Annotated in this window: 14 protein-coding genes and 3 tRNA genes; 10 read left to right on the forward strand and 7 right to left on the reverse strand. The window is 65.5% G+C overall.

All coding sequences use genetic code 11. The annotated features are described in order from the left end of the window. Nucleotides 1-82 precede the first annotated feature (82 nt). Together AC5RWX_RS14065 and AC5RWX_RS14070 are read left to right on the forward strand one after the other, a co-directional pair. Complete coding sequence (locus tag AC5RWX_RS14065) at nucleotides 83-916, forward strand: AzlC family ABC transporter permease (protein ID WP_493940641.1); 834 nt, start codon at nucleotides 83-85, stop codon at nucleotides 914-916. Further along, the gene (locus tag AC5RWX_RS14070) at nucleotides 913-1,224 is read left to right on the forward strand and encodes an AzlD domain-containing protein (protein WP_493940642.1); all 312 of its coding nucleotides are present in this window, start codon (nucleotides 913-915) and stop codon (nucleotides 1,222-1,224) included. The genes AC5RWX_RS14065 and AC5RWX_RS14070 overlap by 4 nt, the downstream gene beginning before the upstream one ends. Nucleotides 1,225-1,299: 75 nt before the next feature. On the opposite strand, the gene AC5RWX_RS14075 is transcribed toward AC5RWX_RS14070, so the two are convergent. Next, entirely contained in the window at nucleotides 1,300-2,250 is a 951-nt protein-coding gene (locus AC5RWX_RS14075) for a zinc-binding dehydrogenase (protein WP_493940643.1), read from the reverse strand. Nucleotides 2,251-2,462: 212 nt separating this feature from the next. Between AC5RWX_RS14075 and AC5RWX_RS14080 the strand changes: the two genes are divergently transcribed. Genes AC5RWX_RS14080 through AC5RWX_RS14090 form a run of 3 tightly spaced genes read left to right on the forward strand, consistent with a single transcriptional unit; the run spans nucleotide 2,463 to nucleotide 4,357 of the window. Further along, on the forward strand, nucleotides 2,463-2,792 hold the full coding sequence (locus AC5RWX_RS14080; RefSeq protein ID WP_493940644.1) for a thiamine-binding protein: 330 nt from the start codon (nucleotides 2,463-2,465) through the stop codon (nucleotides 2,790-2,792). After that, on the forward strand, nucleotides 2,789-3,496 hold the full coding sequence (locus AC5RWX_RS14085; RefSeq protein ID WP_493940645.1) for an O-methyltransferase: 708 nt from the start codon (nucleotides 2,789-2,791) through the stop codon (nucleotides 3,494-3,496). Before AC5RWX_RS14080 ends, AC5RWX_RS14085 begins: the two co-directional genes overlap by 4 nt. 3 nt (nucleotides 3,497-3,499) lie before the next feature. Continuing rightward, nucleotides 3,500-4,357 (forward strand): spermidine synthase, encoded by an 858-nt coding sequence (locus AC5RWX_RS14090; RefSeq protein WP_493940646.1) that lies wholly within the window; start codon nucleotides 3,500-3,502, stop codon nucleotides 4,355-4,357. Nucleotides 4,358-4,730: 373 nt separating this feature from the next. Here AC5RWX_RS14090 and AC5RWX_RS14095 read toward each other — a convergent pair whose 3' ends face one another. Both AC5RWX_RS14095 and AC5RWX_RS14100 read right to left on the reverse strand, forming a co-directional pair. Next, entirely contained in the window at nucleotides 4,731-5,069 is a 339-nt protein-coding gene (locus tag AC5RWX_RS14095) for a hypothetical protein (RefSeq protein ID WP_494097548.1), read from the reverse strand. Between the two features lie 183 nt (nucleotides 5,070-5,252). Beyond that, nucleotides 5,253-6,188 (reverse strand): LysR family transcriptional regulator, encoded by a 936-nt coding sequence (locus tag AC5RWX_RS14100; RefSeq protein WP_493940648.1) that lies wholly within the window; start codon nucleotides 6,186-6,188, stop codon nucleotides 5,253-5,255. 159 nt (nucleotides 6,189-6,347) lie between these two features. Here AC5RWX_RS14100 and AC5RWX_RS14105 point away from each other — a divergent pair, with 159 nt between their 5' ends. Next, entirely contained in the window at nucleotides 6,348-7,739 is a 1,392-nt protein-coding gene (locus tag AC5RWX_RS14105) for an MFS transporter (RefSeq protein ID WP_493957835.1), read from the forward strand. A gap of 122 nt (nucleotides 7,740-7,861) precedes the next feature. Here AC5RWX_RS14105 and AC5RWX_RS14110 read toward each other — a convergent pair whose 3' ends face one another. Together AC5RWX_RS14110 and AC5RWX_RS14115 are read right to left on the reverse strand one after the other, a co-directional pair. Further along, a complete protein-coding gene (locus AC5RWX_RS14110; protein ID WP_493940651.1) occupies nucleotides 7,862-9,331 on the reverse strand; it encodes an NCS2 family permease in 1,470 nt (489 codons plus the stop codon). 105 nt (nucleotides 9,332-9,436) lie between these two features. Next, entirely contained in the window at nucleotides 9,437-10,087 is a 651-nt protein-coding gene (locus AC5RWX_RS14115) for an FAD-binding protein (RefSeq protein WP_493940652.1), read from the reverse strand. Between the two features lie 196 nt (nucleotides 10,088-10,283). On the opposite strand from AC5RWX_RS14115, the gene AC5RWX_RS14120 reads away from it, so the two are divergent. Next, on the forward strand, nucleotides 10,284-11,306 hold the full coding sequence (locus AC5RWX_RS14120) for a universal stress protein (RefSeq protein ID WP_493940653.1): 1,023 nt from the start codon (nucleotides 10,284-10,286) through the stop codon (nucleotides 11,304-11,306). A 64-nt stretch (nucleotides 11,307-11,370) separates the two neighbouring features. Here the strand turns inward: AC5RWX_RS14120 and AC5RWX_RS14125 are convergent, their stop codons facing one another. Then, complete coding sequence (locus tag AC5RWX_RS14125; RefSeq protein WP_493940654.1) at nucleotides 11,371-12,978, reverse strand: C40 family peptidase; 1,608 nt, start codon at nucleotides 12,976-12,978, stop codon at nucleotides 11,371-11,373. A 389-nt stretch (nucleotides 12,979-13,367) separates the two neighbouring features. Further along, on the reverse strand, nucleotides 13,368-13,739 hold the full coding sequence (locus AC5RWX_RS14130; RefSeq protein ID WP_493940655.1) for a metallopeptidase family protein: 372 nt from the start codon (nucleotides 13,737-13,739) through the stop codon (nucleotides 13,368-13,370). A gap of 142 nt (nucleotides 13,740-13,881) precedes the next feature. Here AC5RWX_RS14130 and AC5RWX_RS14135 point away from each other — a divergent pair. The 3 genes from AC5RWX_RS14135 to AC5RWX_RS14145 all read left to right on the forward strand — a co-directional run bounded on the left by AC5RWX_RS14135 (nucleotide 13,882) and on the right by AC5RWX_RS14145 (nucleotide 14,245). Further along, nucleotides 13,882-13,954, forward strand: a tRNA-Glu gene (locus tag AC5RWX_RS14135). Between the two features lie 83 nt (nucleotides 13,955-14,037). Beyond that, a tRNA-Asp gene (locus AC5RWX_RS14140) sits at nucleotides 14,038-14,111 on the forward strand. A 58-nt stretch (nucleotides 14,112-14,169) separates the two neighbouring features. Beyond that, a tRNA-Phe gene (locus AC5RWX_RS14145) sits at nucleotides 14,170-14,245 on the forward strand. The last annotated feature ends 234 nt before the right edge of the window (nucleotides 14,246-14,479 follow it).

The following is a 14,479-nucleotide window of genomic DNA, read 5'->3' on the forward strand; positions in this document are numbered from 1 at the left end:
CCCTCTCCCTGCTCTGCCCTGCCCGGGGGCGGAACCCCGCCAGGGCTGACACCGCACCCGCGTGCCCGGCTACTGTAGATGGGTGAAGTTTCTCCAGTCCCCGGCCGTGAAGGTGGGGCTGTCCATATCCGTCGCCACCGGGCTGTACGGGATCTCCTTCGGCGCGCTGTCCGTGGCGTCCGGCCTGGACCTCGGGCAGACCGTAGCGCTGAGCCTGCTGCTGTTCAGCGGCGGCTCGCAGTTCGCGTTCATCGGAGTCATCGGCGGCGGCGGAACCGGACTGGCCGCGATGACTGCTTCCGCCTTGCTGGGCATTCGCAACGGCATCTACGGCATGCAGATGAACGCGCTCGTGTCTCCGCGCCGGTGGCGGCGCCCGCTGGCTGCCCACGTGACCATCGACGAGTCAACCGCCACCGCGTCCGGCCAGGAGGATCCGGGCGAGCAGCGGCGCGGTTTCTGGACTGCCGGGGTGGGCATATTCCTGCTCTGGAATGTTTTCACCCTGGTGGGTGCGCTTGCCGGCAACGCGATGGGGGATCCGAAGCAGTGGGGGTTGGACGGGGCGGCAGTCGCCGCCTTCCTGGCCCTGCTCTGGCCGCGGCTGAAGGGCAAGGAGCCAGCTGCCATCGCCGTGGCATGTGCGCTGGCCACCTTGCTGGCCGTGCCGTTCGTGCCCAGCGGCGTGCCCATCCTGGTGGCGGCAGCCGTGGCCGCGGCCATCGGATGGTTCACGCACAAGCCGGTTCCGGCCGGGATGGCTCCGGACATCGAGCCCTACGATGAACCGTACGCCGAGCACGACTGTGCCCACACGTTCGCCGAGTCCGAACGTCGCGCCTCCGGGCAGGACGGCGCTCCCACCCGGCGCGACGGCGGTCCCGCCGACAGCGCCGGCGGAAAGGAAGCCCCGTGACCCTGTGGATCTGGATCCTCGCCGCCTGCGTGATTTCCTATCTGACCAAGCTGGCCGGCTATCTGGTGCCGGCCAAGTGGATGAAAAACCAGCGGATGTCCCGCGTCGCCGCCACCATGACCATCGGGCTGCTAGCGTCGCTGACGGTGGTCAACGCCTTCTCCAGCGGCCAGCAGTTGGTGTTCGACGCCCGGCTCGGAGCTCTGCTGGCCGCCGCCGTCGCGCTGCTGCTGCGGGCGCCCTTCCTGGTGGTGGTCATTGCCGGAGCCGCCGCGGCCGCCCTGCTCCGGCTGGCCGGCTGGGGATAGCGGCCCGATCTCCGCACCCTTTAACGCAGGACGACGGCGGGGTGCACCGCCGTCGTCCGTCTTGCTGATCAGGAGTCAGTCAGCAATCTTGGCGACCAGCCGGCCAACGACTTCGCCCTTCTTGAGCTTCTCCAGTCCTTCCGGGATCTCGTCAAAGGTAATCTCGGTGACGGTCGGGTTGAGCTTGCCGGTGGCGAAGTAGTCGTAGACGCCTTGCACGTCTTCCTTGGTGCCGCCCTGCGAGCCCACCAGGGTGACCTCGGACAGAATCAGGGCCTTGGTGCTGATGGTCGACTCGAGCCGTCCCATGCCCACCTGGACCACGCGGCCGCCGCGGCGGACCGTCTCGATGGCCTCGGCCGTGGTGGTGCCGAAGCCGGCGAAGTCCACGATGACGTCCAGGCCGATCTCCTTGAACTCGGCGATGGACTTGGCCACGTCCTTGGCGCCGATTTCCTTGGCCTGGTCCCAGATCTTCTCGTTGACTTCTGCGATGTAGACCTCTGCGCCCGCCAGCACGGCAACGCGGGCGCCAATCGAGCCGAGGCCGCCGAAGCCGATGATGCCGACCTTGTCGCCGGCCTTCACCTGGCCGTTGGCGATCACGGCGTGGTGGCTGGTCATGCCGGCATCGGTGCCGGCTGCACCCTGCGAGAAGCTGACATTGTCCGGAATGCGGACCAGTGCCTGCTGGTCAATCGCTGCCTTGAAGGAGAAGCCGCCGTCGAACGCGTAACCGGGAGCACCCGCCGGAGTGGTGGGGCAGAAGCCGACACGGTCCCCGACCTTCCAGTCGGTCACGCCGTCGCCGACCTCGGTGATGACCCCGGCGACCTCGTGGCCGAGGGTAATGGGGCGCTTGGCCAGGGTGGAGAGCCAGCCCTCGTCCTCGAGCATGCCGACGTCGGAGTGGCACAAGCCGGCGGACTTGATGTCGACCACCACACCGCCGGGGGCGGCTGTTGGCTCGTCGACCTCGGCCAGTACGAGGGGCTCGTGGGTATTGGTGAACTGCCAGGCTTTCATGGGATCTCCTTGGGCTGCGTTTCGTTCCGCTCCGTGGCGTCTGCCGGAGCAGTAGGGCTTGTGGTCCTCTTGCCACCGTAGCCCGGCAGCCCCACGATTTCCATGTATATGCATGTACTCTCCATCACTCTCCGGCGTGAGCCGGGCCCCGCCGATTGCGGCAGGTGACGGTGGGCCTGTCGTTGGTCGTGGCCCTATGGAAGACTGAGGCCATGCTTGTAGCCTTCTCTGTTGCACCCTCCGGAGTTCCCACGGCCGGTCCCGCACCGCACGACGCCTCGGTGCACGACGCCGTCGCCGAGGCCGTTCGGGTTGTCCGGGAATCGGGCCTGCCGAACAGGACCGACGCCATGTTCACCACCATCGAGGGCGAATGGGACGAGGTCATGGACGTGGTCAAGCGCGCCACCGAAGCCGTGGGGCGGTATGGATCACGGGTCTCGCTGGTGCTCAAGGCAGACATCCGTCCGGGCTATTACGGAGAGCTCACCGGAAAGGTGGACCGGCTGGAAGCCGCCATCGCCGAACGGGAGCAGCAGTGACGGCCCGGCCGGACGCTTCGGCCCCCGATCCCGTGACGGAGTGGACCGCCGTTGAGGATTACCTGACCGTCACCTTGGTGGCTGAGGACCAGTCACAGGTTTCCGCTCGGGAGGGTGCCGCGCGGGAGGGCCTGCCGGCCATCGAGGTCAGCGCGCCGCAGGGGAAGCTGCTGATGCTGCTGGCCAAGTCGACCGGCGCGCGCAAGGTGCTGGAGATCGGTACGCTCGGCGGCTACAGCACCATCTGGCTGGCCCGCGGGGTGCCGGACGACGGCGAAGTGGTCAGCTGCGAGTACGAGCCGCACCACGCCGAGGTGGCCCAGCGGAACCTGGAGGCCGCCGGCGAGGCGGATAAGGTCAGCATCCGGGTGGGTGCGGCGCTGGACACGCTGCCGCAGTTGGCCGCCGAAAACGCCGGGCCTTTCGACCTGGTGTTCATTGACGCGGACAAGGAAAACAACCGGAACTATGTGGAGTGGGCGCTACAACTGACGCGTCCGGGCAGCCTGATTGTGGTGGATAACGTGGTCCGCTCCGGACAGGTGCTGGCCGATGGCGGCGACGGAAGTACGGAGGACCGCGACATCCGGGGCACCCGCGACGCGCTGGCGCTGCTGGGTTCCGACGAGCGACTGGACGCCACCGCGATCCAGACCGTTGGCGGCAAGGGCTGGGACGGTTTCGCACTGGCTCTGGTCAAGTAGTCGATGGGGCGGCGGAGTGCCCGTGCCGACCAGGCCCGGGAGGCGGAGGCGTCCCTTGGGCCGGCCGAAGGGCGCTACGAAATTTCTTCCGGGACAGCCGAGCTGATCCGGGAACCGGATTCCGCGGACAGCTGGCTGCTCAAGATCAACGGCGTGCAGTCGTCCCACGTGGTGGTCGGCGATCCGCTGCGCCTGGACTTTGAATACATGCGCTGGATGGCGGCGCTGATCGAATCCCGCTGGGCGCCGGAGGCAAAGCTGCGGGTCCTGCACCTGGGCGGCGGAGCCTGCTCGATGGCCCGCTACCTGGCGGCTGCCTATCCGCAGGCCCGGCAGGTCGTCGTAGAGATTGATGCGAAGCTGGCCGACCTGGTGCGGCGGTGGTTCGACATCCCGCGGGCGCCGCTGGTGCGGATCAGGGTAGGTGAAGCCCGGGCGGTGACCGAATCGCTGAGCGAAGACAGCCGGGACCTGCTGATCCGCGACGTCTTCTCCGGCAGTGCCACCCCGGAGGGGCTGACCACGCTGGAATTCACCCGCGCGGTGCGGCGGGTGCTCTCGCCCGGCGGAGTCTATCTGGTGAACTGCGGCGACACGCCCCAGTTGACTGGGGTGCGCGAAGAGGCGGCGACCATCGGTGAGGTTTTCGAGCACCTGGTGATGATCGCCGACCCGCCGATGTTCAAGGGCCGGCGGCACGGAAACGTGGTGATCGCCGCCAGCGACGAACCGTTGGAGACCGGCCCGGTCTTGATCCGCGAACTGCTGCAGGGCGCAGTGCCTGCGCAGCTGTGGGATGGGGCAAAAACGGCGCAGTTTTGCAGAGGATCGGCGATCAGGCAAGACCAACCGGTCAAATAGCTGCCGTTCTTGGAACGTTATGACTTCGGCTCGAAATTGTTTGTAAGATGGAAGCGAACGGCCGATCGGCGGCCGTACTAGGCCCGGGAGTGAGCCGCTTGCGGCTGGCTCTCCGGAGGCAGGCATAGAAAAAACGGCTTCGACACTATGGATGGTGGCTGGAGCACTATGTCTGCTCAGCCGGATTTGATCCGGCGCCGGATGCCGGGTGCTGACAACCTAATCCCCCCAAGTTAGGTCCAGTACCCGGCATCTCGGTTTAATTAATCCTTTCACCGTGTTTGGCCCCTATCCGGCCTATGGCGGTTCATGGGTCAAGCTGGATGGCTTGGCTCCAGCTGAGCGCACCAACCGGCATTGGCTCGGGCTTTGGTCACTTCATCAGGTCGATGAATTCCGCCAGGTCCTTGCCGCTCTGACCGTAGTCGTAGACGGTGGCTTTAATGCGCGGCGAGCACGTCACCTTGATCCGTGCGGGCATCTCCTCGGGCAGGAGGATGGAAATAACTTCTCCCCAGGTCCAGACACTGGGCCGTACGTAGACGTCGATCTTCGACGGCGTTGTTTCGACCCTGACGTACTTCGCATAGCGCTCGGTAACCACGGAGATTTTACGGCGCAGAGCTTCGTGATCGCCATGCCAGTCGAGATAACCAACTGCCGATGCCCCTTTCACAGATACCCCGTTGTGGAGCGAGGCGTCGTTGGTCATGCGGGTCCGGCGGGCCAGAAACATCACCAATCCCACGCAGACAAAAGCGCTGGCAGCCAACAGAACCGGAACGTATACAGGCACCCCCATGTGTCACATCAAACTTGACGCAGTCGCGTAGCGCCAGTGGGAGCCACCTCCAAGTGATCTGGGATCTGGCGCCCGGTGCCCCCTGTCGTTGTGTTAACCGGCCGCCTCTCCACCTTTTGCCGGCCGTCCCATCAGTTCTGCCTCCCGGGTACGGGCCTCTCGCCTGAGCACATCCACGACGGCGGCGACGGCCGGCTGCCGCAGTGACTCCGGGCGCGCCACCAACCAGTAACCCAGGCGCTCCTCCAGTTCCTCGGGCAGGACGCGGACCAGATCCGGATGCCGGTTGGCCATGAAGCACGGCAGCAGGCCCAGGCCGGCACCTGCCCGGGTGGCCTCCACATGGACGAACACATTGGTGGAACCAAGAGCGGTCACCATCGCCGGCAGCAACCGGCGGGGGGCGTCCAAGTCGTCCACCTGCAGCATCGAGTCGATGAAATACACCAGCGGGTGGTTCATCGCCGCGCGGACGCTGTCCGGCGTGCCGTGTTTGGCCAGGTACTCGCGGGAGCCATACAGGCCCAGGACGTAGCTGCCCAGCCGGATGGATTGCGCACGGTTAACCTGCGGGCGTCCGACGACCACTTCGAAATCCAACCCCGGGCGGTGCTGTGAAGCCCGCCGGGCAGCGGTCACAATCTCCACGCTGAGCTTTGGGTGGTCCTGCTGCAGGCGGGCAATCGCCGGCGCGGCGACGAAGGCGCTGAAGCCATCGGTGGCCGACATTCTCACCACCCCCGCCAGTTGGTCTGCTTCGTCCGGCGCGCGGTTGAGCCCGGACAGTGATTCCTCGATCCGTTCGGCCACCGCAGCCGCCTTGCGGCCAAGGTCGGTCAGTTCCCAGCCTCCCGGCGCGCGGGAGAACAGCCGGCCGCCCAAGGCCTTCTCCAAGGCTGCGATCCGGCGCGAGACCGTGGTGTGGTTCAGGCCCAGGTTTTCTGCTGCGGAGGTGTACCTACCGGTGCGGGCCACGGCGAGCAGAATGATGAGGTCGTCCGGATTGGTGGGCGGAGGCGCGGAGGTCATGTCTGCATTTTTGCAGAACGCACCTGCAAAGTTTGCCATTGATGCACACGCGTTTACAGGGAATACTCAGCTTCGTCGTATTGTGACCTCACTCACAGGCATGCCGGAACATCCCGGCGGCCACGCACCGCAGTATCCGCACGCCACGCAAGGAGAAAGATGAGCGCCCACGCCACCCCCACCGGACCCGGGTCCGGCACCTCGCACGAGTCACCGCCGTCGGTCCTGCGCAAGGTTGTCACGGCTTCCATGGCCGGCACGGTTGTTGAATGGTACGAGTTCTTCCTCTACGCCACGGCGGCAACGCTGGTTTTCGGCGCCCTGTTCTTCCCGGATGCCGGCACCGAACTGGACGCGATTATCGCAGCGTTCGTCACCTTCGCCGTCGGCTTCATCGCCCGGCCGCTGGGCGGCATCGTGTTCGGACATTTCGGTGACAAGGTGGGCCGGAAGAAACTGCTGCAGCTGAGCATCATCCTGATCGGCGCAGCCACCTTCCTGATGGGCTGCCTGCCCGGGTTCGACCAGATCGGTTACTGGGCGCCGGGTCTGCTCGTGGCCCTGCGATTCATTCAGGGCTTCGCCATCGGCGGCGAGTGGGGCGGCGCAGTGCTGCTGGTCGCCGAGCATAGCCCGAACGCCAAGCGCGGCTTCTGGGCTTCCTGGCCGCAGGCCGGCGTGCCGATGGGCAACATGCTGGCCACCGTGGTGCTGTGGGTCATGTCCGGCATCCTCTCCGAGGCCGAATTCCAGGCCTGGGGCTGGCGCGTTGCCTTCTGGCTCTCCGCAGTCATCGTGATCGTCGGCTACTACATCCGCACCAAGGTCACCGAGGCGCCGATCTTCCTGGAAGCGCAGGCGGAGTCCGCCAAGGTCAAGTCCACCTCCTACGGTGTGGTGGAAGTAATGAAGCGGTACCCGCGCGGTGTCTTTACCGCCATGGGCCTGCGCGTGGCGGAGAACATCATCTACTACGTCGTGGTGGCGTTCTCCATCACCTACCTGAAGACGGTGCACGATTTCGACGTCACCACCGTGCTGGGCCTGCTGATCCTGGCGCACGCCTTCCACTTCGTGGTGATCCCGTTCTACGGGCGGCTGTCGGACACCATCGGCCGCCGGCCGGTGTACATGGCCGGCGCCGTGCTGTCGGGCGTCTGGGCCTTCGTCGCCTTCCCGATGTTCGACACGCAGAACCCGATCATCATTCTGGCCGCGATCTTCCTGGGCCTTGCCGTGCATGGCCTGATGTACGCGGGCCAGCCGGCCATCATGGCCGAGATGTTCCCCACCCGGATGCGCTACTCCGGCGTCTCGCTCGGCTACCAGGTGACGTCGATCTTCGCCGGCTCGCTTGCCCCGATCATCGCTTCCACGCTGCTGAAGGACTTTGGCCACTGGCTGCCGGTTGCCCTCTACCTGGTGGTCGCGTCAATCATCACCATCGTGGCCGTGTACTTCGCACGCGAAACCAAGGGTGCCTCGCTGCGCGATCTGGACCGCGCCGACATCGCCGCCCAGACCGGATCCGAGGTGCGGACCCGGGCCTAAGCGGCCCCGGGCCGGTCTGACTCCGGCCCAGGGCAAGCCCTGATCAGGGCAAATTGAAGGGACCGGTGCCATCCGTTGGGGGACGGCACCGGTCCCTTCGCTGTCCTGGGAGCGTCGGTTGGTTAGCGGAAGCCGATGAGCTGCTCGACCGGCCCGATGCCGAAGAAGAGCACGAAGGCAGCGGCCACTATCCACATCAGCGGGTGGATCTCCCTGGCCCGGCCCTGGAACGTGCGCACCAGCACGTAGGCGATGAAGCCCGCGCCCAGGCCGTTGGCGATGGAGTACGTGAACGGCATCAGCGTAAAGGTCAGGAACGCCGGGATGGCTACGCCCCAGTCGGACCAATCGATCTTGCCCACCTGGGACACCATCATGAAGCCAACGACGACGAGCGCCGGCGCCACTGCCTCGAAGGGCACCAGCGAAATCAGCGGCGTGAAGAACATGGCCATCAGGAACAGCAGCCCGGTGACGACGTTGGCCAGGCCGGTGCGCGCGCCTTCGCCGATGCCTGCACCGGATTCCACGTAGATCTGGTTGGAGGAGACCGATGCGGCGCCGCCGGCAACAGCGCCCACGGCGTCGACGATCAGCACCCGGTCCACGTGCGGAATGTTGCCCTCTTTGTCGGTCAGCCCTGCCTCATTGGCCAGGCCCACCATGGTGCCCATAGCGTCGAAAAAGATGCTCAGCAGGATCGCAAAGGCCAGCAGGGAAGCGGCCGTGAAGCCCAGCGTGCCGAAGGAGCCGAAAACGCTCACCTGGCCGATCAGGCTCAGGTCGGGCAGTCCCACCCAGCTGCCGTTCGGCAGTTCGGGCACCACCAGGGACCAGCCCTGCGGGTTGAAGCCACCGGGGCCCACCGAAGGCCCGACGTTGGCCACCGCTTCGATGATCACCGCGAGCACCGTAGCGGACAGCACACCGATCAGGATGCCGCCCTTGACCTTGCGCACTACCAGGGCGATGGTCAGGATCAGGCCGAAAATAAAGACCAGCGTTGGCCAGCCCAGCAGCACGCCTTCGAACCCGAGGCCCACCGGTACCGTGGTGCCCGCCGCGTCCGGAATGCGGCGGATAAAGCCGGCGTTGACCAGGCCGATCAGGGCGATGAACATGCCGATGCCCACCACAATGGCGGTCTTGAGGCTTTGTGGCACGGCGTTGAACACCGCGGTCCGGAACCCGGTCAGCACCAGGATCAGCATGGTGATGCCGGAGAGCACCACCAGGCCCATGACGTCCGGCCAGGTCAGGCCAGGATTCGTCGCAACCGTGATGGCGACGAAGGCGTTGACGCCCAAACCGGTCGCCAAGGCAAACGGGTACTTGGCCCACGCGCCCATCGCAATCGTCAGCACGCCGGCGACCAAGGCCGTCACCGCTGCGACGCGTTCGGCGCCCAGCATGGCTCCGGTTGAATCGGCGCCACCCAGGATCAGCGGGTTCAGCACCACGATGTAGCTCATTGCGAAGAACGTGGCCAGGCCGCCGCGGATTTCACGTGAATAATTGGAGCCGCGCTTGGTGATCTCGAAGTATCGGTCGAGCACCGGAGTCTTGTCGGCTACTGCTGCCTTTGCGGGCATGGGGAATGTCCTCCACAGGTGAGTGGCATAGTTGGAAGTTTCCCCAGAATTCTACGCTCCTACAGCGTGCAGAGGCGTGCGACGGCGGCGCTCGGCTGCCGAGGGTCAGGCGACGGCCGTGCGGCAGGAGGAGGCGATGGCGTTTCCGGCCACTTTCGCCTGCCGGATGATCTCCCGGGTGCTGGGGGCCAGCAGGTCTGCAACGCCTACCAGGTAGAGGCCAATGGCGTTCAGCACGGCAACCGCGTTTTCCCCTGCCGCGATGCCCAGGCTGCGGAGCAGGCGCCGCATCTGGTTCTGCGCACAGCCCGTCAGGACTACGGATTCGGCTACCAGCAGCCCGCGTTCGGTGCGGATGACCCAGCGCTGCTTGCTGTCCCGGCTGATCGACGGGACGCGGGCCGTGCGTGCCTCCAGCGCTCCTGGGTGCGGGTCCAGCTGCAGCGCCGGCGCAGTCTGACCGGGGGTTCGGCTGACTCCGCAGGCAAAGGTGCTGCGTCGAATGTCGAGATCATGGCTGGCGGCGTACGCCTGCAGTAACCGCAGCAGGTCATTGCGTTCGCCGCGGACCGACGAGTCGGGCAACGCGGACCGGCGGATGGGGTCGGACGGCTGCGAGAGCAGGCCCTCAACGACTATCGAGGACACGCCTCGGCGGCTCAGTTCACTGGCCACCGCCAATCCGGGCAGTCCGGAGCCGATGACCACCGTGGTGGTGTACTCAGTCGAGACCTCTGGGGTGGAAACTCCACTCACTGCACGGACTCCTTGAACGGTAGGGAGAACCTCGGACGGCGAACGGACCGCCCGCAACGCGTTTGTGAAACTGTTGTTCAATAGTAATTTCACCGAAGCCTACATAACTTTCCGGCCACTGAGAAGGCTTTTGTTGCAGAGTAAGCTGAAGGTAGCTGGCGAGGATGCCCGCGCATCGTTGAGGGAGGCGGAACGAATGACAGAAGGCACGGCCGGAAGCGCCGGACAGGGTGCCGCGCCACGCGGGATCGTCGTCGGAGTCGACGGCTCCGACCAAAGCATCTGTGCGTTGGTCTGGGCTGCTGAGGAGGCGCAGCGGCGCCGTACTCCACTGCATGTCGTGACTGCCTATACCGTTCCGGTCTTTGCTGCCTCAAGCATGGACGCCGGCTATGCCACGCTGGACGATTCCGTGATCCGCGAAGGCGCGGAAGCCGTGCTGGATGAGGCCGTGGCGAAAATCGCCGGCTATAACCTCGATGTGGACTCCCGGGTGGAAACCGGCGATGCTGCCGGCGTCCTGCTGGAGCTTTCCGAGCAGGCCGAACTGATAGTGGTCGGCACACGCGGGCGCGGGGGCTTCATGGGCCGGTTGCTCGGCTCGGTCAGCAGCGCCGTCCCTGCCCATGCGGACTGCCCCACTGTGACCATTCCGCTGGCCTGCGCACCCCGGCTCGGTGGCCTGGATATTGAAGTCCCGCGGTCCAAGGAACAGGCCGTGCGGCCGGAGGACATCGAGAAGGTCGTCGTCGTCGGCGTCGACGGCTCGGAGCAGGCACGCAACGCCACCTTGGTGGCGGCGGAGCAGGCGGAACGGCTTGGTTATCCGCTCAAGCTGGTGTGCGCGCTGCCGCCGTTCACCGGCTCGCTGGCGTGGGTGCCCGCGCCGCTGGACCGGGAGGCGCTCTACGCCGACATCCGCGAGCAGCTCGACGCCGGCGTGGCCTGGATCAAGAGCCACTTCCCGGGCCTGCAGGTCATCGGCGAGGTACAGGACGGCTCGCCGGTGGAACTTCTGATCGACGCTTCCCGCACGGCCGAACTTCTGGTGGTCGGTACGCGCGGCCGCGGCGGCTTCGCCGGCATGCTGCTCGGCTCCACCAGCCAGGGCGTGCTGCACCACGCCAAGGGGCCGGTCATGGTGGTCCCGGACCGGCAGGATCCGCGGTTGGACGACCGCCGGAACTTCGGTCCGCTCCCGGACGCTGAAGGCCAATAACCACTTATGAGCCGGGCCCGGAACCGCTAAGGTTCCGGGCCCGGCTCATTAACCTGCTTATGACCTAGACGGCCCAGCGCGCCCCAAAGGTGTGCAGCTTTCCGTACATATCCCCAATGGGAGTCACTACAAGCCCTGCTCCTGGGTTAAGGGCTTGGACAACCTGCCAGTTACCGATGTAGATGGCCACATGCCAGATAGCGTTGGGCTCGCCCCAGAAAACCAAGTCGCCGGGCTGCAGTTGAGAAAGCGGAATCTTATACGTGGCGTAGTCATATTGGGCTTGCGCGACGCGGGGGATGTTCACGCCGGCATTGGCAAACGCGTGCTGCGTGAGGCTGGAGCAATCGAAAGCCAGAGGGCCATTACCGCCCATGACATATTTTGTTTTCGGGTTGGATGCCTTACCCATCGCGTAACTGATGGCTGCGTTTGCTATGCCGCCGTTCACCGAAGGAGCGCCGACGACGGGCGGAGGTGCAACGACCTCGGGCTCCGGCTTGGGTTGGGGCTTTGGTTTAGCGGGCGGCGGAGTTGGCCGTGGCGTTGCCGGCGCGGGGGGAGCGGACGGCACGGGGATGGACGGCGCGGGGGTGGACGGCCTCGGCGTCGAAGGCCGGGGCGCCGGTGGAGTTGACGTCGACGGGGTGGAAGGCCTGGACGTCGAGGGCGTGGAAGGCCGGGGCGGCGTCGGTGCGGAGGGCCGGGACGGCGTAATTTCGTCGCTGGCCGGCGCCACCGTGGAACCTTGTGCCGGGGAATTGTTCCTGGCCGGCCGCTGGGCCGCGGCCGCCTCTTGCGCCGACTGCTCGACTAACGCCTGAAGTTGGCGGTCCTGCTCGGCCTTCTCCAAGGCTGCGATGCGTGCGTCTTCTTCGCTAGTGCTGGTGCCGCGAAGTTCCGCCAGATGCACCAGGAGCGTCTGCCGCTGTTCCTCATAGCGGATCACCAGCTGTTCCTGGGCTGCGCTGGCGGCCTTGGCGTCAGTCTCGGCAGCTTCCGCTGCTACCGCGGCGTCCTGGGCGGCCTCTTCGGCCTGCGCGACATAGAGCTCCCAGGCGGCCCAGAGTTGGGCGGCCTGCTCGGATTCGGTCAGTGTCTGTGAGCGGTTAGCGGTCAGGGCATCCAGAGTGGAAGCCTTGTACAGCACGTCGCTGGTGTCCTTGCTGTCCAGCAGCGCGCTCAAAGCCGGGTTGACCCCGCCGTTTCGGTAGAGCTCGCCGGCCAGCTGGCCCACCTGGTTCTTGACTGAGTCGAAGTATTCGGCGGCCTGCGAGGCCTTCGCCTTGGCATCATCGAGCTCGGCGGTCCGCTCTTGCTGCTTCAGCAGCGACTCGCTGTACGTGTTCTGCGATCGCATCGAGTCGAACCGGGCGTTGGCCAGGTTCCCCGAAGCTGCCTTCAACTGCTCTTCGATCCGGTCCACCAGCGCCTGCGTGGCGGCTGCATCGCCCTTGGCATCGTCGATCTCGTCACCGGAAGGAAGTGCCGGCGCTGCCGGCAGCATCATCCCCACGGACGACACCTGCGGCAGCGCTCCGGCCGGAGCGGCGACGGCCGGCGCTAGAGCCGGGGCGCAGACGAGCAGGGCGGTAGCCGAGAAAAGCGCGACGGCGCGCACCGGCGTCGTCGATCGATGCGGGGCACGACGCCCCGAGGGAAGCAGCCTCATCCGAACGGGTCCTTAATACGAGCGCAGTAAATGCGCGCGCCCTTTCGGAACGGCCGGCCTTGGGGCCGAGAGCGGTCAATGTGCGAACGGGGCACCCCAACTAGACCGAACTGCATTCACACAGCACGTTGAGAATATGCATCTTCGGTCACTTAAGCAACATTTACCTCACAAGTAACATAAACAACGTCAGTGTCATTTCAATGCTTTTGTGGGGAAGCGGCGTGTCGCGGGCAAGCCAGGCGTGCAGTCTGCCCTGATCTGGCAGCAGCGCATCCCGCGCTGACGTGGCAGCCGTGGCTGACCTGTCAGCCGTGCCGGGGGAGGTGCACCAGGGCCTGCGAAGTCACTCGCGCCCTGAGTGGCCGCGAGGGGCCGGAAGCCCGGTGTTAGCCCCAGCCCAACTCGTGCAAGCGATCGTCGTCGATGCCGAAATGGTGGGCGACTTCGTGGATCACGGTAACCAGGACCTCGTGGACAATTTCTTCCCGGGAGGAGCACATCCGCAAGGTGGGGCCGCGGAAGATCACGATCCGGTCGGGCATGGATCCGGCAGCCCACCAATGGTCCCGCTCGGTGAGAGGCGTGCCTTCATAAATGCCCAGTAGTTCCGTCTCCGGGTCCTCCCAGGGCTGCGGGACGTATTCCTCTTCGACGAAGATGCCGACGTTGCTCATTTCGCGCATGATGTCTTCCGGAATCTGGTCGATCGCGTCGTTGACCGCGTCCTCGAATTCCGGCAGGGACATCTCCATCGGCATGCATTCGACTCTACCCGCGGCAGGTGGGGAGAGGTTCCCGGGGCCGCCACCGCAGGGCAGGATGGCCCGTTTTGGTTTTTCCCGAAGCAGGCCCTATAGTTTTATAGGTCCACAGCGGGGAAATGAATCCCAAGTGGTCCTGGCCCCCATCGTCTAGCGGCCTAGGACACCGCCCTTTCACGGCGGCGGCACGGGTTCGAATCCCGTTGGGGGTACGCGAGACGCATGAATGGCAGCCGCTGGAGTGGTCAGAACCGCTTCAAAAGGCTGGTAGGATTGAGTCTCGTAAAAAATGCAAGGCCCTGTAGCGCAGTTGGTTAGCGCGCCGCCCTGTCACGGCGGAGGTCGCGGGTTCAAGTCCCGTCAGGGTCGCTTTGGTTTCCGGAGCGATTTCGGAACGCCAACGGTGATCATCGCAAGATGTTGCCACGGCTCTGTAGCTCAGTTGGTAGAGCGTTCGACTGAAAATCGAAAGGTCACCGGATCGACGCCGGTCGGAGCCACCAGCAAAACGAATGAAAACCCCGGAACTCCTTGAGTTCCGGGGTTTCGTTCTTCCTGGGAGGATCCAGGAGTGGTTCGGTTTCCCTGCTTATCGCTGTCGCTGCCTGGTTTTCCGAGCGCGACGTGGTTCCTGAGTGGTTTTCGAGGCCTCCTAGGGCTGTGGGATCTTCAAGTCTTCATGTAAGGGGCGGATCAACACCAGAACTTGCCGGGAACGATCTCGTCAACCGTGACGT

The organism is Arthrobacter sp. SPT-J7, from assembly GCF_059089965.1.